This is a genomic window from Mucilaginibacter phenanthrenivorans, assembly GCF_024721155.1.
GTDB lineage: Bacteria > Bacteroidota > Bacteroidia > Sphingobacteriales > Sphingobacteriaceae > Mucilaginibacter > Mucilaginibacter phenanthrenivorans.
Genome location: NZ_JAHVAP010000013.1, coordinates 1 through 25,826, shown reverse-complemented (window position 1 = coordinate 25,826; position 25,826 = coordinate 1). Strand labels below are relative to the sequence as shown.

At 42.6% G+C, this 25,826-nt stretch carries 16 protein-coding genes; 6 read left to right on the top strand and 10 right to left on the bottom strand.

Annotated elements, in window-relative coordinates:
- Positions 1-265 precede the first annotated feature (265 nt).
- From KXD93_RS25430 to KXD93_RS25390, 9 genes are all read right to left on the bottom strand, one after another.
- On the bottom strand, positions 266-1,855 hold the full coding sequence (locus tag KXD93_RS25430) for a cysteine peptidase family C39 domain-containing protein (RefSeq protein ID WP_258140332.1): 1,590 nt from the start codon (positions 1,853-1,855) through the stop codon (positions 266-268).
- 107 nt (positions 1,856-1,962) lie between these two features.
- On the bottom strand, positions 1,963-5,640 hold the full coding sequence (locus KXD93_RS25425) for a carboxypeptidase regulatory-like domain-containing protein (protein ID WP_258140330.1): 3,678 nt from the start codon (positions 5,638-5,640) through the stop codon (positions 1,963-1,965).
- A gap of 11 nt (positions 5,641-5,651) precedes the next feature.
- Positions 5,652-9,608: a carboxypeptidase regulatory-like domain-containing protein gene (locus KXD93_RS25420; protein WP_258140328.1), complete on the bottom strand. Its 3,957-nt coding sequence runs from the start codon at positions 9,606-9,608 to the stop codon at positions 5,652-5,654.
- A 79-nt stretch (positions 9,609-9,687) separates the two neighbouring features.
- On the bottom strand, positions 9,688-10,350 hold the full coding sequence (locus tag KXD93_RS25415; protein WP_258140326.1) for an ATP-binding cassette domain-containing protein: 663 nt from the start codon (positions 10,348-10,350) through the stop codon (positions 9,688-9,690).
- A 1-nt stretch (position 10,351) separates the two neighbouring features.
- On the bottom strand, positions 10,352-10,657 hold the full coding sequence (locus tag KXD93_RS25410; RefSeq protein WP_258140324.1) for a hypothetical protein: 306 nt from the start codon (positions 10,655-10,657) through the stop codon (positions 10,352-10,354).
- 47 nt (positions 10,658-10,704) lie between these two features.
- Positions 10,705-11,901, bottom strand: coding sequence for an MFS transporter (locus KXD93_RS25405; RefSeq protein WP_258140323.1), 1,197 nt, complete (start codon positions 11,899-11,901; stop codon positions 10,705-10,707).
- Positions 11,902-11,974: 73 nt separating this feature from the next.
- The gene (locus KXD93_RS25400) at positions 11,975-12,574 is read right to left on the bottom strand and encodes a C40 family peptidase (RefSeq protein WP_258140321.1); all 600 of its coding nucleotides are present in this window, start codon (positions 12,572-12,574) and stop codon (positions 11,975-11,977) included.
- A gap of 103 nt (positions 12,575-12,677) precedes the next feature.
- Positions 12,678-15,146 carry a TonB-dependent receptor gene (locus tag KXD93_RS25395; RefSeq protein ID WP_258140319.1) on the bottom strand — a complete coding sequence of 823 codons (2,469 nt, stop codon included), beginning with the start codon at positions 15,144-15,146 and terminating at the stop codon, positions 12,678-12,680.
- Between the two features lie 99 nt (positions 15,147-15,245).
- On the bottom strand, positions 15,246-15,662 hold the full coding sequence (locus tag KXD93_RS25390; protein ID WP_258140317.1) for an EamA family transporter: 417 nt from the start codon (positions 15,660-15,662) through the stop codon (positions 15,246-15,248).
- 197 nt (positions 15,663-15,859) lie between these two features.
- On the opposite strand from KXD93_RS25390, the gene KXD93_RS25385 reads away from it, so the two are divergent.
- The 5 genes from KXD93_RS25385 to KXD93_RS25365 all read left to right on the top strand — a co-directional run bounded on the left by KXD93_RS25385 (position 15,860) and on the right by KXD93_RS25365 (position 23,303).
- Positions 15,860-16,537 carry a response regulator transcription factor gene (locus KXD93_RS25385; protein WP_258140315.1) on the top strand — a complete coding sequence of 226 codons (678 nt, stop codon included), beginning with the start codon at positions 15,860-15,862 and terminating at the stop codon, positions 16,535-16,537.
- Complete coding sequence (locus KXD93_RS25380) at positions 16,534-17,808, top strand: sensor histidine kinase (protein WP_258140313.1); 1,275 nt, start codon at positions 16,534-16,536, stop codon at positions 17,806-17,808. The genes KXD93_RS25385 and KXD93_RS25380 overlap by 4 nt, the downstream gene beginning before the upstream one ends.
- A gap of 199 nt (positions 17,809-18,007) precedes the next feature.
- Positions 18,008-19,243, top strand: a complete 1,236-nt coding sequence (locus KXD93_RS25375; protein ID WP_258140311.1) for a TolC family protein — start codon at positions 18,008-18,010, stop codon at positions 19,241-19,243.
- Positions 19,244-19,245: 2 nt separating this feature from the next.
- Positions 19,246-20,196 carry an efflux RND transporter periplasmic adaptor subunit gene (locus tag KXD93_RS25370; RefSeq protein WP_258140309.1) on the top strand — a complete coding sequence of 317 codons (951 nt, stop codon included), beginning with the start codon at positions 19,246-19,248 and terminating at the stop codon, positions 20,194-20,196.
- Positions 20,193-23,303, top strand: a complete 3,111-nt coding sequence (locus KXD93_RS25365; RefSeq protein WP_258140307.1) for an efflux RND transporter permease subunit — start codon at positions 20,193-20,195, stop codon at positions 23,301-23,303. Before KXD93_RS25370 ends, KXD93_RS25365 begins: the two co-directional genes overlap by 4 nt.
- A gap of 79 nt (positions 23,304-23,382) precedes the next feature.
- Here KXD93_RS25365 and KXD93_RS25360 read toward each other — a convergent pair whose 3' ends face one another.
- Positions 23,383-23,982, bottom strand: coding sequence for a GIN domain-containing protein (locus KXD93_RS25360; RefSeq protein ID WP_258140305.1), 600 nt, complete (start codon positions 23,980-23,982; stop codon positions 23,383-23,385).
- 487 nt (positions 23,983-24,469) lie between these two features.
- Here KXD93_RS25360 and KXD93_RS25355 point away from each other — a divergent pair, with 487 nt between their 5' ends.
- Positions 24,470-25,492 (top strand): fatty acid desaturase, encoded by a 1,023-nt coding sequence (locus tag KXD93_RS25355; RefSeq protein ID WP_258140303.1) that lies wholly within the window; start codon positions 24,470-24,472, stop codon positions 25,490-25,492.
- Positions 25,493-25,826: the final 334 nt, after the last annotated feature.

The following is a 25,826-nucleotide window of genomic DNA, read 5'->3' as shown; positions in this document are numbered from 1 at the left end:
TCTGTATCCTGTGATTCAACCGAACAATCGGGCACTACTTCAGTTACAGTTATTAAAGGATTAGGCCAGACATCGCATTCAACTCTACATACGGGTGCAGTTCCACCTGTCACATTTTCATCTCAGCCCTGCTGAGTTTGTTAAAATTTTGCATAAAATTCTTTATTAAATAATAGTTAATTTTACCGGAACCAAGCCCCCATATTTGGCTGCATGTATTAAAGTGCATGCTCCTTTTACTTTCGCGAGAAGTATTTTTATGTGCTTATTCAAGCATGTATTTTAAATCGGGGAGCTGGTACAAATCAGGCAGGCGGTAGCCGTTAAGCAACGTTGTTGGTGTAGCGGTTACCTCTGCCATTTTACACCAGGCATTCTGCTTTTCCAGCTTGTAAAAGTTGGCTTCATTCAACTGCACAGGGTACACCTTTGCCCAGGCCTGGTAGTCTTTTTGTTTTTGCTCGTACCAGTCGTGCAGGGCATTTTCAACTATTGTTTTATCGGGGAGTTCATTTAAAGCCATCAGGTGGCGGGCAACGGGGGTTTTTATATCCGCATCGGTGTTATCGGCAGTAAAAACTATCCGCGCCTGTACGGCGCCGCTGCCTTGTTCCAGCAGTTCGGTTAATTGTTTATGGGCTTTTGCACATGGGCCGCAATAAGGGTTGCTTACCATGGTAATAATGTTATCAGCCTCTACGTTGCCCAATACAATACTCCATTCTTCGCCAGGGATAGCATATTTGGGTTGTGCTGTTAGCGTATTGGTAAATAGTTCGGTATTGTATTTAAACCTGCGCAATTGTTGTTTTAGCGGTTGTAGCTGCTGCTGTTTTAAAAACAAAGGTTTTAGCAGTGTCCATAAAATTACGGGTGTAAGCAGGCAGATGAAGATGGTTATGACATCACCGCTCCCGGTAAATACAAATGGATGGGTAAAAGTTGAAACCTGTGTTAAAAACTCCAGCCATAACAATGCCTGTACAACGCAGCACAACACACACCATTGCTTGGCAATGCGCGCCTGGTAATATATTGAATACACCGTATAAGGCAGGCTTACCGCATTTAAAATAGCCAGGGTCCATAAAACGGTAACAGAGCCTCCGCCAAAAAGCAACAACAACCAGGTGCCACCAAAATAAAAAAAGCCTACCTCGCTCCAGGTAAGCCCCTCAAATACCTTTGCGGCCTTTGACGATAATATGGCGTTACAATTTACTTTGGTAGTGGTTTCACACAGTTTTTGGATCAATGGGTTGTTGCTGTCGATTGATTGGATCAGCAGCAATGTGGATGTTATTAATCCGGCCGTTTTAAACACGGATAACAACGCTGTTTGCCAGCCCAGGTTGGCGAAATAACCATTGCCGTAAAGTGCAGCTAACAGGATCAGTAAAACTCCGGTAATTAGTGCCGGCGCTTTTATTGTCGCTAAAAATGTGGGAAAAGTTGCCGGTGCTTCATGAGCCGCCGATGGTTCGGCGGTTAATACCACCCCCTTGAACATCTTTTTAAATTCGTCGAGCGTTATTTTATGCCTGTTCCATTTTTCGTTTGATACAAGAACCGTATCGCCATCAATTTTATTTACAACTAAAAAATCACCGTTATTCACGTGGGTGTGGGCTATAAACGGACAAGGTACATTTACCAGGTTATCATTATCAACCCGGAAAGCTGCATTTTCAATATTGAAGTTATTCAGTACATCGCTGATTGCCAGCAGACTGGGACAATCGGGGTGCTTTTCAAGCTCGCCGGCGATGGTTTCCGGAACGATATGAATCGACAGATCTTTTAATAATTTATTAACTGCGGTTTCAGGATTTTGATGTTTAATGAGTGATAGCATGGATTAGGATTTGTTATTACGTTAAATTTATAAGGTTTAGGGAAATAAACATAACGCAAGCGTTATGTTTATTTGTATCATTTCTGTTACAATTAAACAACAGTCTGCTATTCAACTTTATACCTGTAAACCTGCCTTCCTAAATTGCCATCAGCATCAATGCCTTCAATTACCACCCGGTAGGTCCCTTTGCCATCGGCATTAAAAAAACTGAATGATGCTTTGCCGTCTTTATCAGTTACAACATTGGGGTTCCAGTAAATGGTGCTGCGCAGGTCAGCCATTTTTTGGTTGGTTTTGGGGTTATCATATTGCGGGGAATAAAACTCGCGGGCTTTGTAGAAACCGTTAACCGTATATGTTTTTACGCCTGGCGTGTAGCGTTCATATTTGCGATTTTTCCCTCTTTTGGTAGTAATAATCAGTACGCCCCCTGCTGCCCGGCTGCCATAAATTGCGCCATAATGAGCCCCAAATCCTATTTCAATACTTTCAATGTCCCCGGTTTCTATCCAATCAATAGGTTTTGGTGCATTTGGGGGATCGTTAGGTTCTTTTTGCCGAAATGGCGCGCCGTCAATAATAATTTCCATCATATCCCTTTGCCCCGTAAAGTTTGGGACTGAACGCCTGGAGTATAAGAAATGGTCGAAGGTAATCTCAAGATTGGGCGAATTCGCTGCCAAAAAATCCTTAAGGGTTGTATATGATGTATTTTCCAATTGCTTCGAGGTAAACACCTGGTCGGCATTGCCTGCCCCGTTTAAATTTCCAGAATGCGCTAACGAGGGATCTGTTTTCTTATCCTTTATCACTACCTCCTTCAACATAACCTGGTGTTTGTTGACCCCGTATTTCTTCTGTTCCTCGTAAAACAATTTGTTGTTTCGCAAATATCCCTCCATTGGGTTATCAACCTTTACCAGCCCTGCCAATCGGGATGAAATTACGTTAACCGCCGGACCTGCAGTGCTATCCACACTAAGCACCACGTCATTTTGTGCTTTACCTACCAGCGCCTGTATCACAAACTTGGTAGTATCGCCAAAAACCAGGTTATCAAACACAAAACGCCCGTTCAGGTCTGTTACAGTATCCAATAACAATGTCCCGGACGCGGACCTGTTAAATAAGGTCAGTTTGCCACCCGTAAACGGCTTTCCTGATTTGTGTGTCAGCGTTCCCGAAATTTGCAAGCCTGTCTCCGGCTTAAGTATTGGGGTTGAATTGCTGCTGCCAGCACCCAGCACTTTTTTCCATTCAAACCGGCGGTAGCCATGAGTCAGCATTACAAGGTCAAGGTCGGCGGTGGTTTTGTCGTTTATATTTGTAAAATAATAGTTGGGCTGTTCAATGTACCCTTTAAGTTCCGACGTTAGCAGCAGGTTGTTTAAAATTGTAGGTTCTGCATTTTCATCCGCCGGGAGCTTACCTTCATCGGTTATCGCCACCGAAAAATTTCCTGGGGCAGCGGCATTATCATTCCCCTGCGTTTTTAAAAAAACCTTTACCTTCTCGCGCGTTGCATAAGTGGATTTGTCGGTGCTTAGTCCCAACTTAAGCAGGTCATCGTTCCGAACAAAAAATAAGCGCTCGCATAATGGCTCACCGGCCTGCGAAAATAAAGTTGCTTTGGCTACGCCTGTACGGAACTCCTTTTTACCGATATTTAAGCCTACCTCCTGTTTATCCAGCTTCACAGCAAAGCTAAAAGGCATACCTCCAGAATAAATTATCAGCGTATAGTTTTTGTTCCTGTTCTCCTGGTACCAGTTCTTTGAAGCGTTAATTTTTATGGTGTATGCACGGCTGAGGTCAGTGACATCCATACTCAGGCCATTTGAGCCCGCGGCGGGCAGATCAATAATTGCTTCTGTTCCGTCAGCGTAGGTTATTTTTGATTTGTAAGTCTTATTTTCCCTGGGCTCCAGGTAAAAATATCCCATCCCCAAGTGCTGCGATGCAAATGTTGTTATTTCCTTGCCCTCGTTATCAAGCACCGCACCCTTCACGTCAATACCAAAACCATCCGGACCAATTGCCTTAAACGCTATTTTCGATTTAACGCCGGTTAGCAGGGTCCCGCCTTCCGGAAAAAACTGTACTACTGGTTTTTCATTGGCGGGAAGCTTTTTCGATGTACTGCTTTCCGATACCCGGTTGTTAAGCATTGACCCAACCGGAACGCTTTGCTCAAAAAATGCTTCATCGCCGTCGTTCCTCATTAATTGGGTATAAGCCCTTACCCTGTAATTGCCTTTTTTCAATGAGTCGGCAAGCGCAAAATCGCCCCATGCAAGGCCGTCTGCCAGCGGCAGTTTCATTGACCGGGCTATTTTGTTATTTGGGTCGATAAGGTCGGCATATAATACACCACTTCGGGTTGATAGCCGGTGGTCCCCTTCGCCTGTTATATAAGCTTTAAAGTAAATTGTGTCGCCGGCCGCATAGTATGGTTTATCAAAGTGTAGGTAAGTTTTTTCTGTGAGATGATTTGCTGCGTAGTTGTTTAGCTTACTGCTTATGTTATTTATTAACGCGCTGTCTCCTGCGAGCGCTTTTGTTGTACCCGGTTCATAATCCAATGGCAGCATTCCGGCTAACCTGCTCCGGCTCCATACACCTTCGTAGGTTACATCCTTAGGATCAAGCACATTGCCGTTCTTGTCGAAAGGGACAGACGGAGTCTCGAAGATGATAAGGGTATTATTTTTGTTTTCAGCGTCCGATAATTTGCTCATCGTGCCTTTATTAAACCGGTGATACTTATCGTACGAAACATACAGTGCATCGTTAACATTCCCCCCTGATGCAGAAACATTGCTTAGCGTATAAAAGCCTTGTTTATCGGCCCCGCTTATAAACTCTTCTTCTTTTAGCGGCTTAAGCAAAAGCTTTTGCAAGCGTTTAGGAAGATTAGATTTTTTCGTCCAGTATGCCAATGAGTCGCGGCCGCTGCGTTTATCCTTCTCATCCTGGAAATCCTCTATTTTTTTATTTATCAGCTTATCAGCCGGGCGCTCCGGGTTGGCAGGTAAACGCAACACCCTAAAACCGTCCTGGTCTAACTGATCCACCAGGGCCGATCTGAGGAAGTGCCTTACCGAGCCGCGATAAGTTTCCGCCCTTTTGTTTTCCCATTGTTGTTCTTCTGCAGGGCTGCCCTTAAGTGGCTCAAACGATACAACGCCAGAGTAGCCTACTTCCTTATTGAGCTCATCAGCATTATTTAAAGTAAAATCCTTTAACAGGTATTTTATTTTATACCCCAGTGCGTTGTTTTGGATCACCAAAAAATCAACTGAAGAAGCAGTAAGCACTCCCGCTTTTTCGTCATAAATCAAATCAAGCACTTCAGGGTTCAGGATCTTGCATTCTTTGGAGAGCTCCGTTTTTCCTAAAAATTCCTCCTTAAACCAATCGTAATTGCGCTGGCGTGTAAAATCAACTTCCGGCTTTACCTTAACTTCATTGAGCGCTATCGATTTAGGATAAATAGTAATGACTTTCAGGTCGAGATCACTTTTATCCACTACTATAGTTTGATTGTAGGTATCAAATCCAATTATCGATACAACCAATTCATACTGACCCGGCTTTACGTTTTTTAACGTAAACGTTCCATCGGGCGCTGTCTTACTGCCAACCGTAGCGTTACTGATAAACACACTGGCATCTGCGACAGGTTTGGTATCCGCCTGGCTTATGATTTTTCCTGAAACGGATACCTGTCCAAATGCTACAGCAGGCAAAAATGCGATAAGAAATATAAAAGTTTTGATCATAGCGTGTCTGTTTATTCAACTTTGTAACGGTAAACCTGCCTGCCTAAATTGCCGTCGGCATCAATGCCTTCAATCACAATGCGATAGGTTCCTTTCCCATCGGCATTAAAATATTCAAAAGAAGCTTTGCCGTCCTTGTCGGTTGTAATGTTGGGTTTCCAATAAATTGTGCTTCGCAAATCGCGCGCTTGCTGGTTGGCTAATGGGCTATTGTATTGGGGTGAGTAAAACTCACGGGCTTTGTAATAGCCTTCGGCGGCAAATGTGGTTACGCCGGGCGCATAGCGGTAATAATTGTTGATCTTTTGCGCTCGTTTTGTGGTGATGATCAAGCCGCCATTTGCCATCCGCTGTCCGTAAATAGCCCCATAATGCGGACCAAGAACAACCTCAATTCCTTCAATATCCTCCGCATGCAGGTTATCGAGTATATCATAGTCATTATCGTCCAAAAAATTACCATCAATTACTACGGCCATTTTTGCCAGGTGCATCCGCGCGTTAAGCGGAACTCCTCCTCTAAACATTACGCTGGTAAGCACGCCGGATAAACAATCCACAATTCTTCCGCAAACGAGCTTCTCCAGTTCCTTTGCCGAAACCACCTGGTCTGCAACTCCAGCCCCGTTCAGGTTATCAGAATGCGGAATAGCAGGTTCTTTTTTCGCTTTTACGTGCACTTCTTTTAGTAAAACCGGCGGCTTATTTACACCCGAATGCTCCTGCTCCCTTTTATAATCCTCGCCCCGCTTTGTTGTAATCAATAAAATACCGTCACCGCCCTTACTACCATAAGCAGTACCATAGCTAGGGCTTGACAGCACTTCAACGCTCTGAACCCGGTCCGGGTCAAGATGGTCGTAATCATTGTAGCTAACAAAGTCGCCGTCTATTATAATTTGCATTGGCGCATGAAGCTGGGGCGGCCCCCTGTAAGGCACACCATATCTAAAGAAAACTGAGCCCATCAATATTTGCCCCAAACGGAATGATAAAGTATTTCCTGGTAAATCCTTTAATTGGTCGGCAGTCACCACCCGGTCGGCGTTACCGGGTCCATTTAAATTATCAGAGTGCTTCAGAAAGCTCTTTTTATCCCTGATCACTACCTCCTTTAATAATGCAGGGTGTTGGTTTATCCCCAGTTTAGCCTGCTCTTTGTAAAATTCTTTTTGATTATTTAAATACGGTTGCAAACCGCTAGTTGTATCAACCGAAGCCTCGTAATTACTTACGGCAAAATTTACCATGGAAACGCTTGGCGGTGATTTTCCCTCCAGTTTGATTGCAACGTTATCCTGCCCCTTATTTGCCTTCGCCTGCAATACAAATTTTGTGCTGTCGTTATACGCCAGGTCGCGGAATGCAAAGTTTCCATCCGCGTCAGACACGGTATCCTTAAAAAAAGGACCGCCTTTGGTCGTAAATAAACTTACCTTACAGCCAGCCAACGGCTTATTGCTCCGGGTAACCTGCCCTGCTATAGTCAAACCGGTTTCGGGCTGATAAAAAACAGGAAGCTTTTGGTTGTTAAATACCTTTTTCCATGAAAAATTGCGATAGCCCTGGGTAAGCATCAGCAGGTCAAGATCAGCCTGCGTCTTTTCATTGCTATTAATGAAATAATAGTTTGGTTGTTCAATGTTTCCCTTCAGTTCCGAAGTCAGCAGTAAATTAGCAAGAATACTGTTTTCATTGCGTTCGTTAACCGGCACTTTTGATTCATCAGTAACAGCAACCGAAAAACTCCCCGGCGATGGACTGCCATTACCGTTCTGCGTATTTAAATTGATCTTTACCTTTTGCCGGGTTGCGTAAATGTTTTTATCGGGTGATACGTCTATTTTTAACTGGTCCTTATTGTCAATAAATGCCAGCCTTTCCGTTAATGGCTCCCCCGCTGCATTAAACAAGGTAAATTGAACTATACCCGATGGGAATTTTCTCTTAGGGATAACAGCCGTAAAAAACTTATTGAACGGGCCGCTTTCGGCGGCGTAATAAATAATTCCGCCAGCTTGTGCTACCAGGCTCAATTTATCAGTTAGGCTTACACCTCCGGCAGTTACCCTTAACCTGACATTGTCGGCATCTGTGTTGTTTATGCTGATGGTATAACCGGCTCCTGTAGCTTTGGGCAGATCGATAGTTGCGGTTGTACCATCAATGTAATTCAGCTGCGCTTTGTAAGTTCGCCCTGCCTCCGGAACGAAACTAAATGCCCCCATACCTAAATGAGTTGATGCAAATGTGCAAACTTCTGCGCCAAGGTCATCAACTACAGTTCCCTTAACATCCGTTCCAAGCCCATTTTCGGCTACCGCTTTAAATCCAACTTTTGAATAAACGCTGGTTATAAGATTACCTCCCTCCGGTAAAAATTGCACATCTGTTTTATGGGTCACAATAGTGGTCTTTGCGATGATAACCTGCTTTTTAAACGAACCGCTTTCAGCGAATTTTTTGGCAGCTAAGGAGCCTATCGGTATAAGCTGGTCAAAGTAATTTGCGCCATCACCATTCAGCATTAAGTTGGTATACGCCCTTACGCGATAATTGCCTGCCACCAAAGTATCGGGTAAAGCAAAATCGCCCCAACCAATACCCTTATCCAGGGCCAACCATATCGAATTCGCCACCTTGTTGTCAGCATTTATCAGGTCGGCATGCAACACCCCGCTCAATTGCGACGGAATATGCTGGGCCCCTTGCGTTAGGTAGGCTTTAAAGTAAATGGTATCGCCGGCTGCATAATAGGGCTTGTCAAATTGCAGGTAGGCCTTTTCGGTGACATGCTCTCCCGCATACTTAAACAGTTTATCCCTGATTTTATTGAGTGTACTATCAGCGTTTGTAACTATTTTTTGTTCATCATCATAATCAACCGGAAGCAGCCCCGCAACTCCCGATCTGGCCCATGCTCCGTCATAAGTTAAGTTATGCGGATCGGTAATTGTTCCGTTATTGTCGAATGTCACCCAGGGAGCATTGAATGTAACAACCGTATTATCCTGGTTTCCTAATTTGGCATATGAAGAATTATTAAAATGATGATATTTATTATAGCTGATGTAAAGCATGGAGTTTTTACTCATCAAATTATATAGTCCCGCCTGGTCCGGACCTGTAACTAATGAATCCTTTTTCTTTATTCCGCTAGCCAGTTTTTTGTCGATATAAAAAACACTGTCGGGTACATAACCCTTTTTTACAGGCAAGCGCAATACCCGGAAGCCTTCTTCCTCTACCCGGTTATCGATAACCGCACGCAAAAAATGCATTTGTGAGCCTTCATAAGCTTCACGTCTGCGTTTTTCCCACTCTTTTTCCTGTATTGCGGTACCTTTTAATTTTTCGTACAAAACATAACCGTTATAGTTAAGTAGTTTTGTATCAAAACTCGAATTATCAAGCAAAAAGTCCTTTAACAGATATTTTAATTTGTAGCCCAGCGCACGATTTTCTATCTCCAAAAAATCAACCGATGATGCTCTTAAAATGTTACTATCTGCATTGAAGTTAAAATCGAGCAGTTCAGGGTTCATGATGGTGCACTCCTTCAAAAGATTGGTGCTGCCCAGGAATTCGTTCTTAAACTTTAGGTAGTACTTCTCTCTATCAGGATCGGTTCTGGATGCCTTTACTGTTATGATGTTCAGGGAAATAATTTTAGGAGAAATAGCGATAACTGGTAGTACAACATCATTGCCGCCAACAATTACCGATTGTTTGAAGACATCAAAACCTATGATAGAAACGATAAGGTCATATCTGCCTGGCTTTACATTCTGCAAACTAAAGCTACCATCATTAGCTGTTTTGCCACCAATAGCTGCGTTACTTAAAAAAACACTTGCATTGGCAACCGGTTTAGTATCGGCCTGACCAATAACTTTACCTGTAATGGTTATTTGTCCAAATACGCTAACAGGCAACAGAAAGATCAGCAGCAACATGGTTTTGGTCATAACCAAATTTAACTATAAGAAAATCAAATATCAACTATTGCTTTAGTTAATTTAACTTTTTATAATCGTTACAATTCGATCAATAGCCTATTCTTATATATCCTAAATCTTCCAGGTCTTCAACAGTTTTGGTGAGGTGGGTTTTGCCATCCTTTAATAAATATACTGCATCGCTTATATCAAGCAGGTGGCTGTACATATGGTCGGTTATCAGCAAACCTTTGTTTGCCTTCTCTTCCAATAAAAACTCCTTAACGTTTTCTATCTGGATAGGGTTTAAATGCGTGAACGGCTCATCGAGCATAGCAAACAGCGAGGGCGTTTTTACAACAATGTATAATTCCAGTGTTCGCCACTGGCCGCCGGAGAGCTGGTTTACCTTCAGGTCGTATCTAGACTTAAATTCCGGAAAGCGAGCTTCAAGTTCGTTGGCAGAAAGCTTAAAATCGTCCAGCACTGTTTTAACTGTGAGCCCATTGGGGATAAAGTTGAATTGCGGGAGGTATAAAAGCAGGTCGGGCCGCTTACTTACCTTGCGGGTTACGTTACCATCAAACCGGATAGAATTGATGGATGAATTTAAAGTGCCGAGGATAATGTTCATCAGGCAGGTCTTTCCCTGCCCGTTTCGGCCAAGCAGACCGGAAATTTTCCCGGTTTCGCACTTTAAGTATACATCTGAAAGGATGCGCCTCGTGCCGAAATCAAGTTGAATGCCGTCTGCTTCCAGGGTGTGGATCATTTTATCGCTTAGTGGTTATAATTATCGCTATCAGCCAAAGTAAAAAATCAAAAGTGGATGTGGCGACCGCCAGTTTTATCTTTGAAATGCCAAGGTTTTGGTAATAGTACAGTTCTTTCTTTTTGTAGTAGATCCAGGTTGAAAATATCATACCTATGGTAATAATTTTATACCAAAACAGCACACCTATCAACTCCATAGCATGCGCGCCATAAAAAATCAATAAACCAATACAGCTAAGGGTTACTAAAAAGTTGGCTAAAAATATTCCACTGTAAAATCTTGTGATGAGCTTAAGGGTGCGCATAAGTTCACTTAACGCAATTATTTTGAATAACTTATATTTTAGTTTAATTAATCTTCAGGCAAAAGAATGGCGTCATCGCTTGATTGCTTATCATCATCTTTTAATTTTGATACCAGCAACACTATCATCGCCCCAAAAAGGGCAATTACCCCGAATGACAGGCGAATACTTGATGCATGGGCGATATAGCCCACAAACGGCGGGACGACCAAAAAACCGGCATAACCAATGGTAGAAATTGAAGCCAATGCCGATGAACTACTCATGGTTTTTGACTTACCGGCCAGGCTGAACACCATTGGTACAACGCATGACACACCCAGCCCCGTAAGCATGAAGCCAATAGCAGCCGGAATCTGATAAGGTAAAATCACAGCCAGCAGCAATCCGCAGAAAATAAAAATGCCGCTAAATCTCAACACGGTTTTTATACCCAGCCGGGTTACCAGCCTGTCGCCTACGAAGCGGCCGGTCGTCATGGCCACCATATAAATTACAAATGCCGCTGTAGCGGTGGCCTTTTCAGTGTGTACCGCCTTTTGAAAGTAAATTGCACCCCAATCATATATTGCATTTTCGCAGGCCATGCTGGCAAAGCAGATGAGGGAAAAGTTGATCAGGTATTTATCAGGCAATGAAAATATGGGCTTGCGGCTTTGCGGAATTGGCTTTTGATCGATAGTGTTTTTTATAAAGTAAAATGTGATGATGAGCAGGCCGATACTTACAAACAAAAAATGATAATGTACGCCAATGTTAAAGAATACCATCAAATACGCCACAGCTGCGCCGGCAAATCCCGCCAAGCTCCAGATGCCATGAAATGTAGCCATAATTGATTTGCTGTATAAAGCCTGAATGGCAACACCCTGGGTATTTATGGAAAGCGTCATGAGGTTGCGCGCCGAGCCGAAGCAAAACAACATGATCACCAGCTGCCATACCGCATTTGAATAGCCAATAATAACCAGGTTAACGCATAAAAACACTGAGCCAAAAAGCATTACCGCCCTGCTGGTATATTTGGTCAGCAGTCGGTTTGTAACCGGCATGGTAAGCAGCAAGCCAATTGGCATAGCAAACAAAATTGACCCAAGCTGAGCTTCGTTTAAATTTAATGCGTGCTTAATGGTTGGGATGCGCGATGCCCAGGTTGAATAACCAAAGCCGGAAATAAAATAGAATGCTGTGCAGGCTACCCTTAATTGATGAGGTGTTTTTGTACTGGTAGTTAGTTCGTCCACTTAAAAATAGTAAACGTAAAAATACGGATTTTGACAGAAAGAGCAGCACAACCAGGTGCAAAGTATTGTGTATTTACCTGCTTGCCAAAAACACGTCATTTTGTTTCAGCAGGCGAACGACCTGTACAAAACGGCGTTTATAGGTATCGTCCATAGACGAAATGGTTACGCCGTATTCCTTACCCGAGGTTGAATGAATGAATTTAAATTCATCGCCATTGTTGCTGTAAACAATACCAACATGCCCTATCCTGTGCCTGTTAGTTGGGCTTGTAAACAATATAATATCACCGGGACGGGCGTCTTCGTATCTTACTTTCTGGCCTACGTTAATGAATTCGCAGGACGAGCGTGGAACGTTAAAGTTGAAATTCTTGAATACGTAACTTACAAAACCCGAACAGTCAAAACCACGATTTGGGTCTGAGGTTGCAGGGCGATAACGGGTCCCCAACAGGCTTTGCGCAAACTGCATAAGGCTATCCGCTGAAACGCTGTCAGTATCCATCGATTCCCTGTAAACAGGTATTACATGTTCCCTATAAGTTGTTTTGTAAGAGAATTTGTGGTGGGTAATTTTATGCGCCTTGTGAGATTTCCGGGCGTGGGCGGCACATGGCACAATATACGCCATGCATAAAAGGACAATTAGGGATGATAATTTTTTCCTCATTTACTGTCGGCAAATTATCATTTTTAATTAAACAAGCCAACTTTTTTACAAAAAATATAAAAAAAATACGAAACCGATTTGTATCAAACTAGAAACCATGCGGTTAACCGCCGTTATCTCCCGGCACCTGCTGACCGTTATCGTCTTTTTCCTTATCCTTTTTAAATTCGAGCTTACCAAACTTATAACTTATGCTTATGCCAAATGAGCGAAAGGGCACCTGCCTGATGGTTGTTTGATCGAAATTAGAACCAAACGTAGTTTGTTTTTGGTTGATGTACTGGCTAAACGGATTTGCGGCAGTTAATCCGATACTCGCCTTTTTATTCATGAACTGTTTGCGTACAGCAATGTTATAAAAGGCGAAAGCCGGGTTAGTGCCCTGGATTCCCTTTTGAGAAGAACGGTAGTTTACAAAAAATTCGGCAGCCAGGTCATCTGCAAGCTGGTAACTTCCGTTCAGGTTAATGCGATAAGCAAAACCGCTCACCTGCGGGCTGCCTGGGTTATTGGTTATCCTATCGGCAAAAAACATATTTGAGCGCAGGCTCAGTTTACCGGTTACCGGCAACGACCCGAAAATATTTATGCCCGTGGTGGTTTCCTTGCCAATGTTGTAACGCTGGTTTAACGAAACATTGGTATAGGTTGAGTCGCCTACCCGCAGGCTTTGGTAAAACGTGGTGAACGATTGTATATCGTTGGTGTTATACCTGTAAAATCCCGCAAGGTAAATATTGGCCCCGCCGTCAAACGATTTGTTATAGCCCAATTCAAAATTATGCCCCAATTCAGGTTTCAGGTTTGGATTACCAGTGCTGATGTTATGCGGATCGCTAATGTTATAAAACGGGTTCAAATCCCTGTACTCAGGGCGCTCCAATCTGTAGCTGTAGCTAAATTTAATAGTTTCTGTTTTGTCCAGTTTGTGCGACAACACAAACGAAGGGGCAAAAATACCATACGATGGGATCACGGTATTTGGAAAATCGGACGTGGAACTGGTATGCTCATATCTCAATCCTGCCTTTCCATCAATAAAATTAAACAGAGAGAACGATGATGACAGGTAATACGCAAACACTATGCGCTTATAATTAAAGCCATAGGTTTGAAACGGATTTGGCACATACCCGCCGTTACTCAAGGTTTCTGTAACCACACTATTGTTTAAATTCTCTATTACCGCTTTGGCCCCGGTTTCAACGGTGAAATCCTTTGCAAAGGGCTGCGTATAATCAACCGCGATATCTGTTTCCTTATCCTTTCCAGGATTATTGCTCAATGATCCTGTAGACGCAATTCCGGAGGTGATGTAATCCTGTTCAAGCGAGTAATTGTTCACATTATTACCATAGCTGGCGTTGTACAGTACATCCAGTTCCTGCCCTTCCTTACTAAAAGTTTTTTTGTAGGCTAAACTCCAGTCTGTTGAATTTGCGCTGAAGCGGCTATTTGAATTTGTACGACTTAACGTATCCACGGTCAGATTTGTGAGCGTTGAAAATGTACTTTGGTCCAAATTGGTTATGCCGCCTCCATGGTTGCCGAAATGATTAAAATTAACTGCCGCTGTAAGTTCGTCCTTAGGGCTGATGCTCCAGTTAAAGCTGATTCCTGATTGGTAACCGCTTCGCCTAAATGCGCTGCTTCCCTTTTGATAAAGGCGCGTAATGGTATCTCTGGTATTACTGTATGAGGTACGGTTAGTTGTAGTTATTGCCGTGCTGTTCAACTGCTCGTTGCCGCTAAAAAAGGCATTCACGCCAAAGTTTCCTTTACGTGCGTTTAGATTGAATGACCCGTTTTCAAGCCTTGTTCCGGCAGAAAGGTTAACGCTGCCGTTTATCCCCTGGACCTTGCTATCCTTTAAAATAATATTGATAATACCGCCTGTTCCTTCAGCGTCGTACTTTGCTCCAGGACTGGTGATCACTTCAATACTTTTTATCTGGCTTGCCGGAATTGCCTGCAAAGCATCTGTAAGGCTCGCACCAAAAATACTTGAGGGCTTTCCGTTTATTAAAAACCGCACATTAGCATTGCCCATCAGTTCAACATTACCATCGATATCAACAGTAACCATGGGTACCTTACGCAGCACATCAGTTGCCACCCCTCCCTGTGCCGTCAAATCATTCGCAGGATTGTATACCAGCTTGTCAATCTTATTTTCAACGGTTGGTGCTGTCGCCTTAATAACCACACCGCTTAACTGATTTTGTACCGGGGATAACACAATATTGCCCAGTGATAAGCTTTTTACAGTATTGCTGATCACCAGGTGCTCAACCACCAATTGCTTATAGCCTAAAAAGTCAACTTTTATAGTGTACTCTCCGGCAGCGACTTTATCTATCTTAAAATTCCCCTTAGGATCGGTACTTGCACCGTTGAATGGTGATGCTGTTCCCTGCTTGTAAATACCTACCGTAGCATAATCAACCGGTACCTTTGATATTGCATCAATTACCTTCCCGCTTATTTTACCGGTATTGTTTGAATTATTATTTTGGGCGAAAAGACCCGATACGAGAAAAAGTAATATTAAAAATAAAGGGGTCCGTTTCATTCAGTTGCTTCAAATAAAGTACGGCTACAAAATTCCAAGTCAACTTTGTATTAAAACTGTATTTTGAGAAATGATTATGTAATAGTTAAATTACAAATATCAGGCAAAGATCAGCACCACACTACCTCCGATTATCATCAACGCCCCAACAGCCTGCTTTATACTAAGTGACTCCTTTAAAAATAGTACCGCCAGTATTATGGCAAGCGCCACGCTTAGCTTATCGATAGGCGCCACCTGCGACACCTTGCCCAATTGCAGCGCCTTAAAATAGCAGATCCACGATAAGCCCGTGGCTAATCCTGAAAGCACAAGAAATGTCCAGTTGATTTTAGTGAGGCCACCCATGCCGGCGGCGCTGCCTTTAAAAAAAACAATTGCCCAGGCAATCAGCAATATTACAACTGTACGGATGGCAGTTGCCAGGTCGGTATCAACTCCTTTGATACCAACTTTTGCAAATATTGCAGTTAAGGCTGCAAACAGGGCTGAGAGTAACGCGTAGATCCACCACATATAACTAAGATTTGTATGATTATTAAAATTATAGGACTAATGTTTAACAAAGCTAGCTAGTAAACTTGTATAAAAGTTGTTCAGCCATCTTAAATCATTGAATCAATTTAATCACGAAAAATCAGCGGTCGAAAATAATTCCGCGAAATCCTAAAATCATCCAAAATCAGCGGCTATCTTTATAAACAAAAACGCTTTTGAAAATACTGATCATTGAAGATGAGGAAGGCCTGCGGGAAAGTATTGAAGAATATTTTACCGAATCAGGCAATATTTGTGAAACTGCCGACAGCTACCAAAGTGCTTTGAGCAAGGTCAATCTTTACCGCTATGACTGCATTCTGCTTGATATTACCCTGCCCGACGGTAACGGCATCAACATTCTGAAAAGCCTTAAGGAAAACAACCATCCAGATGGTGTGCTTATCATTTCTGCAAAAAATTCGCTCGACGACCGCCTCGAGGGGCTGAATATCGGGGCCGACGATTACCTTGTTAAACCATTTCACCTATCAGAATTGAAGGCAAGAGTATCTGCAATCATCCGCCGTAAAAGTTACAACGGCAGCAACCTGCTGGTGTTTAATGAGATCACTATCGACCTGATGGCTAAAGAGGTTAAGGTTGATAAAACCCCGGTAAAATTCACCCGCAAGGAGTTTGCTTTGTTATTATATTTTATAGCCAATAAAGGCAAAGTGGTATCAAAAAATGCCATAGCCGAGCATCTTTGGGGCGATGGGATCGACATGGCTAATAATTTTGATTTTATTTATTCGCACATAAAAAACATCCGCAAAAAATTAATGGAGGCTGGCTGTACAGATTATATCCAGGCAGCCTACGGTATGGGTTACAAGTTTTCGGCACCATGAAGCTGCTAACTACTTACAACCGGGTAAACCTGGCCACTACCATTATAGTAATGCTGATAACCGGCATTATTTACTACCAGGCCATCAGTTATATTTTAACCGGTCAAAAAGATAAGGACCTGGTGGTTGAAGAGCAGGAGATTTTTGACTATGTGAAGTTAAACCACGAACTGCCGCAAACCTTTGAATCAAACGACCAACAAATTACTTTTTATACGGCAGTACCAGGTTCCATACAGCGTGAATTTTTCAATACCCAATATTTTGAGAAGGACGAGGGTCACAGACACCACAGGCATGGCGGCGAATATGAATCGGGTCGTGGTTTAATCAGTTCGGTTACCGTAGGAGATAAGTATTACAAAATACAGATTATAGAATCAAAGGTAGAAACAGAGGACCTGATCCGGCTTATATTTTTTATCACTATCGGTCTCATCTTATTTTTACTATTGATCTTATTGTTAACAAACCGGCTGATCTTAAACCGCCTGTGGCAGCCATTTTATAATATTATGGGCGAGTTGCGGTTATTCAACATTGCCGATACACACGAGATCCCCAGCGTGCCCACAACTATTGATGAATTTAAGGAACTGAACACCACCGTTGCCGAAATGGCGGCGAGGGCCAAACATGACTACCAGGATTTAAAAGTATTTACCGAAAATGCCTCGCACGAGTTATTGACCCCAATTGCTGTGATCAACTCAAAATTAGATACCCTGATCCAAACCGAAAACTTCAGCGACAGGCAAAGCAACCTGTTAAACGATCTGTACGGCGCTGTTTCCAGGTTAAACCGGTTAAATCAGTCGCTGTTGCTGCTGGTGAAAATTGAGAACAGGTTACTGCATGATAAACAGCAGATAAATTTGCGGGAGTTGCTTGAAGAAATGCTCTCCCAATTTGAAGAAATTTTTAACGATAAGAATTTGAACCTAGTCGTTAATCTTGAAGACAAAGAGGTCAACGCCAGCCGGTATCTTGCAGAAATATTACTTAGCAACCTTATTAGCAACGCCATCAGGCATAATTACAACGGCGGAGAGATAGTTATTCGGTTAACCAGCCAAAGCCTGGTAATCAAAAACACCGGCGGCCCCGAACAATTGGAGGAGGAGAAAATCTTCACCCGTTTTCATAAATCATCCGGCTCCGAGGGAAGTGGGCTGGGGTTAACTATTTCAAGGCAGATCTGCGAGAATTTCGGGTTCAGGCTGGAATATTTATTTGAGGATAAATTTCATGTTTTTGTGGTGGAGTTTTGATTAAATATCCGCGTAGAGACAGAATACTTTCTGTCTCTACTCTACTAGCGTTAAAAAGACACAAAGTATTGTGTCTCTACATCGTTACAATTTTAAACCTGTACGCGTTGATTTACTGGTTCAATAAATCTACCCGTCCCAAATTAATCCAGAATTAAATTTTAATTTAGCTAAATAAATACCCTTAGAAACATCTTTAATGAGATTGCTTTTCAGCATTATTTTGTGCCTTTTCATTTGTTCTGCATCATTCGGGCAAACAAACACACTGGATCATTTTTTAGAAACCGCCAAAAGTAACAGCCCGCTTTTAAAGGATCTCCGCAACCAGGTAGCGTCAAACCAAATTGATAGCTTGCGGCTGCGCGCCGGATTAAGGCCGCAGGTAAATTTAAACAGCGGCGGTTTATATGCCCCAACGATCAATGGCTATGGTTATGCTTCGGCTATAACCAATGAGCATACTTTAAACGCGTTATTTGGGGTCAACCAGGCCATTGTCAGCAAAAAAAATATCGAATCGCAGGTGCAGGCTATTGTGTTACAGTCACAATCGCTTGTTAACTCGGGTAAGATCTCGGAGCAAGACCTAAAAAAGGCAATTACTACGCAATACATCACTGCTTACGGTAGTTTGCAGCAGTTTAAATTTAACCAGGAAGTTATTGACCTGTTAAGCCAGGAAGAAACCCTGCTAAAAAAACTTACCCGCAGCAACGTATACCGCCAAAGCGATTATTTAACCTTTTTGGTTACGCTGAAACAAGCACAACTAACACTGTTTCAATCGCGCCAGCAATACAAAAACGATTACACCACGCTTAATTATTTGGCCGGTGTTGCCGATACCAGCATGATTGAACTCGCGGAGCCGGCTTTACAATTGCCCCTGCTGCCTGATGCAAATACCAGTATATTTTTTAAGCAATATAAAATTGACAGCCTTAAGCTGGTTAACAGCCGCCAGCAAGTAGACTTTAGTTATAAACCCAAAATAAACCTGCTGGCCGATGGTGGCTATAACTCCGATTTTATGGGGCAAGCCTATAAAAACTTTGGCATAAGCGCGGGCTTTAGCTTCACATTGCCGCTTTACGATGGCGGGCAACGAAAAATGCAATACAATAAGATCTCATTACAGGAGGAAACCCGGCAAAACTACAAGGCATTTTTTGATGTTCAGTACCGCCAGCAAATAGCGCAGCTTAAACAACAGATAGGAGAAAGCAACAACCTGCTGAAGCAGGTGGATGATCAGCTTAAGTATTCAAAAAGCCTGATAGAAGTTGATACCCGCCTGATGCAAACCGGCGACCTGCGCATTGCCGACCTGATTTTGGCCATTAATAACTACCTTACAGTAAAAAATCTAAGAACCACTACTAATATAACCAAATTACAGCTTATCAATCAGCTAAATTACTGGAACAGATAAACATGAAAATATCGAACCTTAAATACCCCCTGGTTAAGCAACTACTATTTATTACAGGAATTTCCATCGTACTTTTCTCCTGTCACGGGGCTGATAAAGCTGACGATGAGGATGCAAAAGTAACATCACAAACACCGGTTACTATTACCACTATTAATGATAGTACGTTAACCGATTATATCGACCTTAACGCAACCTCTACCATCCTTCAAAAAAATTACGTTAAATCAAATGCCAACGGTTATATACAACAGGTAAATATTCTGCCCGGGCAAAATGTGGGTAAAGGACAACTGTTGTTCACTGTTAAAACCAAAGAAGCTCAAAGCATAGGCAACAGCATTAATATTTTAGACACTACATTTAAATTTTCGGGAGTAAATGCAATCAGGGCATCATTGTCGGGTTATATTTCGCAGTTAAGCCATCAAAAAGGTGACTACGTTGCCGATGGCGAACCGCTTGCTGTAATAAGCGACCGCAGCAGCTTCGTTTTTTTAATGCAACTGCCTTACGAACTCAGGCAATATGTAAAAATGGGGCAAAATGTGGACCTTACGCTACCCGGAGGCACAAAGGTCGGCGGTATAGTAAGTTCGTTTATGCCAACGGTTGATACCGTTTCGCAAACGCAGGGTGTGGTGCTCAAGGTAAACAGCAGCCAGCAGATCCCGGAGAATTTGATAGCAAAGGCACGGATAGTAAAATCAGCCAAAACAAACACCGCTTCATTACCCAAATCAGCCATACTCGCTAACGAAACACAAACGGAGTTTTGGGTGATGAAACTCATCAATGACACCACTGCAGTAAAAGTGCCCGTTAAGAAAGGAATTGTTTCAGGCGAAAGGGTTGAGGTACTTTCACCCGCTTTCAGTAAACAAGACAAGATCGTTATCAGCGGAAATTATGGACTGCCCGATACGGCCAAAGTTAAAATTGTGAAGCCATGAAGCCGATAAAGGATATAAAGGATAGCTTCTTGTTTCATAAAAAGCCTATCAGCCTGGTTTTAGGCATTATTTTATTGGGCGGTTTATTTGCCTATTCGAAGCTGCAAACATCCTTATTTCCTGAAATAACGTTTCCCAAAATTAAGGTTATTGCGGAGGAAGGCCTGCAACCGGTAAATAAAATGATGGTAACGGTTACCAAGCCGCTCGAAAATGCCATTAAGCAGGTACCCGACCTTCAACTGGTACGCAGCACAACCAGCCGTGGCAGCTGCGAGATCTCGGCTTATATGAATTGGGGTGCAGATATTGACCTGAGCCAGCAAAAGATCCAGACCAGTATCGACCAGATAAAAAACGACCTGCCGGCAGATGTGAACATCACTGTTGAGAAAATGAACCCTTCCATTTTGCCGGTAAGCGGCTATACACTGGAGAGTCATAGCCGTTCACCTATCGAGCTCAGGCAATTAGCAACTTATACTGTAAAACCCTTTTTATCGCAGGTTGACGGGGTATCGGAAATCAGGGTAATTGGCGGTAAGGCAAAGGAATACTGGCTTACACTCAATAAGCAAAAAATGAGCTCGCTGGGTTTAACGCCCGATATCATCAGCACCACGCTAAGCACTACTAATTTTGTAAAATCGGAAGGCTATCTATCCGATTACAAAAGGATGTACCTGACTGTTACCGATGCCACCATCAACGCAAAGGACCAACTGGAAAATCTGGTGATCACCAATAACCGGAAACGTGTAATACGATTAAAGGATTTTGCCGAAATAGCCATACAGGAAGGAATTGAATATACCCGAATTAATGCCAACGGGCATGAGGGTGTTCTGATAGCCGTTATCAAACAACCCAATGCAAACCTGGTGTCATTGTCAGCAGATATGGACGCCAAGGTAACCGATCTGCAAAAGCTGCTGCCGAAGGATGTTTCCATAAAGCCATATTATGTGCAGGCAGATTTTGTGAAAGAATCAATAAAAAGCGTTAGCGATTGTTTATGGGTTGGTTTGCTGCTGGCCATTATTGTTGCTATAATCTTTTTAAGATCGATAAAATCAAGCGCGGTTATACTTATTACAATCCCTGTAACCTTGTGCCTGAGTATTGGCGTGCTTTACTGCATTGGTTACACGCTAAATATTATGACACTGGGCGCCATCGCAGCTGCCCTGGGGTTAATTATTGATGATGCCATCGTCGTTGTGGAGCAAATTCACCGTACCCACGAGGAGCATCCACAAGAGCGCCCGTTAAAGCTGATAAAAACTGCCATTGACTATTTGTTCCCGGCGATGCTGGGTTCATCCATCAGTACTATCGTAATATTTATCCCCTTCATGCTGATGACGGGAGTTGCGGGCGCGTATTTCCATGTACTGACCAATACCATGATCATCACGCTGGTATGTTCGTTCTTTGTTTCGTGGATAGGCTTACCGGTGATTTATTTACTGCTTAGCCGCCACAAACACCAGGACGGTGCAAAAAGCAAACAGGAGGAAGTTCACCATGTTAAAAAACAACGCTGGGTTAAGTGGTTTATATTAAGGCCGTATGTAAGCCTAATTATTATGGCAGCCACAATAATTGCAATTGTAATAGTGCCGCCATTGCTCGAAACCGGTTTCCTGCCCGAAATGGATGAAGGCAGTATAGTGCTTGATTATAAATCGCCACCAGGAACATCGCTCGATGAAACCGACCGGATGCTGCGTGATATTGAAAAAATAATTATCAAGCAACCTGAGGTTAAAGCCTACTCGCGCCGCACAGGCACCGAAATGGGTTTTTTTATTACCGAACCTAATAAGGGCGATTACCTGATACAGCTAAAAAAAGACCGCGACAAAACCACTGAGGAGGTAATGAGCGACCTGCGCAAAAAGATTGCCGCAAGTCAGCCTGCATTAACAATTGACCTGGGCCAGGTAATTGGTGATATGCTTGGCGATTTGATGTCGTCTGTACAGCCTATTGAAATTAAGATATTTGGTGATGATCAGCAGAGGATCCAGACGCTTTCAACACAAATTGCACAAGTTGTAAGGGATGTAAAAGGCACTGCCGATGTATCGGATGGAGTTATAATTGCAGGACCATCAGTAAGTATCGATCCTTTTTACAGCAAGCTCGCACAGTATAATATCACAGCAGCCAGCCTGCAATTCCAACTGCAAACAGCATTGGAGGGGAACATTATCGGCAACATGCTTGAGCGCGAACAGCTCTCGCCCATTCGCATGGTTTATCCTGGTAATCGGGGCTTAAATGTAGCAGGTATTCAAAATCAAACCGTGTTTGTACCAAGCGGCAAACTTATCCCCATCAGCGAACTGGCATCGGTACAGCTTCGCGCAGGCGACGCCGAAATTAACAGGGAAAATCTTCAATCCATGGGCATAATAAGCGCCCGGTTAGAGGGCAGCGACCTGGGTTCCGTAATGCCCGCCATTCAAAAAAGCATCACCCAAAAAATAAGTCTGCCAACCGGTTATCATGTAGAGTACGGCGGCGACTATGCGCAGCAACAACAATCGTTTAAAGAATTACTTATAATTTTGATAACCTCCAGCCTGCTGGTGTTTGCCGTAATATTATTCCTGTTTAAGCAATTCAGGATAGCCATTTTAATATTAATAGTAGCGGTATTGGGTATATCAGGCAGTTTCCTGGCTTTGTACATTACCCGAACCCCGCTCAATGTGGGTAGCTACACCGGGTTGATCATGATAGTCGGCATTATCGGCGAGAATGCCATTTTCACCTTTTTACAGTTTAAGCAGCGTGCGCTTGAAAACATAGCAAATAATGTAGAAAACGGTATCGACGAAGCAATCATATTCTCCATTTCCACCCGCTTACGGCCAAAATTAATGACGGCTTTAGGCGCTATTATTGCCCTGATGCCATTGGCTTTGGGTATTGGCGCGGGTGCGCAATTACATCAACCCCTGGCAATTGCCGTTATTGGCGGATTTGTAGTTGCCTTGCCTTTGCTGCTGATTGTTTTGCCAAGCGCAATGCGGATCTTGTACAGAAAAGGGCATTTTCATGAGAATATTCATCCGGTAACGGGCGAGGTGAAATAAGTGGCATCTTAAATTCTCCCATAAAAAAACCGGCCCAGCAAATATGCTGAACCGGCCGATTGATTGGTTGGGTTATTATTTATAGTGACACAATATCTGCTGAGTTATCCTTAACGTCATCCACATCGGTTTTGGTTACGTTGCCGGATAGCAGGTTTGCGGTGTTTAGAACTGAAGTGTGGGTATATTTGATGGTACCCTCGTTAATGTTTCCAGCCAGGCTTGCCTTAGCCCGGTCGTTTAAGGTGATGTAAGCCTGGAATGCATCCATATTTAATTGTGCCGATGCGTTGTTAAATAACTTAACATCCAACTCAATTGCCGATAGCTTACCAAATGATTTTACTTCTGCATTATCATAAATTGCCAGGCTGCGTAAATCGTTAACGGTAACCCATACAACCAGTTTTTCGGTTTTGTATGATGAGATGCACAATGTGCCGTTTTGATCCTGGATCAATGCGCTTTCTTTGTAATAGTTATTGTAAACCTTTACCTGGTCGCTGTTTCCGTCAGAAAGATACAGCTCTACGTTTCCATGAACTTCAATTTTGTTGATATTGCTTACCTGGGTTAAAACAGTATAAGTATCGTCTTTTACTGTTTCGGCATAGGCTGATTTATTTATGCCGATTACTGTTGCCAGTAGGATTGCTGTTGTTAAAACTATAGTTTTCATTGTTGTATTTTTTATTGATGAATTATTATTTATTATTTTATTAACCCATGCCAATATTGATACCTTATTTACAACTATCTGATTATCAAATGAATAAATTCAATGTTAATTTAAAAAGTGTTCGATAGCGTACGCTTCCTGCGCGAAGCCGTACGATTTTTGACCCGTCGAGCGATAATTTTTGTGGAACTACCCGTTCTCTGACTAAATTCCTACAGAATCAAGCATTATATTTATTCCTTAAAACTGCAAGAGGTGTGCAATAGTTGATGATACGGCTGCCATTATAAAATAAGCCTATTTTTGAACGTTACCCCTTTAAGCTCTATGATATGCTCGGGCTTTTTAATACTATTTAAGCTAAAATTTTCGTTATACAATTAAAAAAATCAATTATTAATTTAATTTTCAGGAATAAAAATTTACAATAAAATTATATTTAAGGTTCATATTATTATCTTTACCCCTGATACCCTAAAATAAGCTAATGACAAAAAGAACAGATTTCGTTTACTCGCAAGAGTCAGAGCCGCATCGTATTCGAACAAAAAAAATTTTAAAGCAATTTCCACAACTGCGGGAGCTGATAGGGAAAAATCCGTTAACCATTTTTGCCATTATAGGCCTGGTAGCGTTCCAGGTTGTTTTAGCCTGGTTGGTACGTGATCAATCATGGTGGATTATTTTTGGAGCGGCTTATCTTTTAGGGGCATTTGCCGATCACGCCTTGTTTGTAATGATTCATGAGTGTACCCACAAGCTACTATTTAAAAATGCAAATGCAAACCGTTGGGCATCCATGTTCTCAAACCTGCCGCAAATTTTGCCAAGCGCAATATCATTCGAAAAATACCATATCAAACACCACTCATTCCAGGGTGTGCATGAGCTGGATGCCGATCTTCCTAACAAATGGGAAGCAAAGCTGATCAGCAATTCGTTTGTTGGCAAAGCTTTGTGGCTTTTGTTTTTCCCGGTTTTCCAGATTTTCCGCTTATCAAGGTTAAGAGAAATTCACCCGATCGACGGCTGGATCATCACTAATTTTGTATTGCAGGCAGCATTCACTACAGCAATATGGTATTTTATGGGCTGGCCTGCTATAGCATTTTTATTGCTGAGCTTTTCGTTTTCGGTTGGCCTGCACCCGCTTGGTGCGCGTTGGATCCAGGAGCATTATCTCACACATAGTGTTGAACAGGAAACATACAGTTATTATGGTTCATGGAATGTGCTTGCATTTAATGTTGGCTTCCACAATGAGCACCACGATTTCCCTTCTATCCCATGGAACAAACTACCGGAGATAAGGAAAACCGCACCCGAGTATTATGATACATTATATTATCATACCTCGTGGACCAAACTATTCTTTAGGTTTTTGTTTGACAGGGAGATTTCCTTATTTAACAGGATCCTGAGAAAAGATCGTGGTCGCGTTGCCCTTACCGACGTTTCAAAACCGGATACCGACCTCCTGGTTCAAAAGGAAGAACCGTTAGCAGTTTAAAAATAATTCTTTATTTTATATAGATGACCTGTCAGCCGGCAGGTCATTTTTTGTTTAGCTCATTAGCTTGATGGCTTCAGGTATTAACGCACAAATACTGCGCGAAAATAACTACGTTGCTATTAATATCGCTCCGCTGCCCCATCGGGGGCCAATATTGGTAGAAAAAATAAGCAAGAAAGTTCGCGCCGTAGGTGCGTAACACCGACGAAAGGTATGCGCTGCGCCTTTCGCCTCTATAGGTTGCATACCTACGGCCAATGTCATTAAGTTAAGGGATAATGGACTGGCCTATATGTTATTAAGTTAGGAAAAAGGGAATAAAAAAAGGATT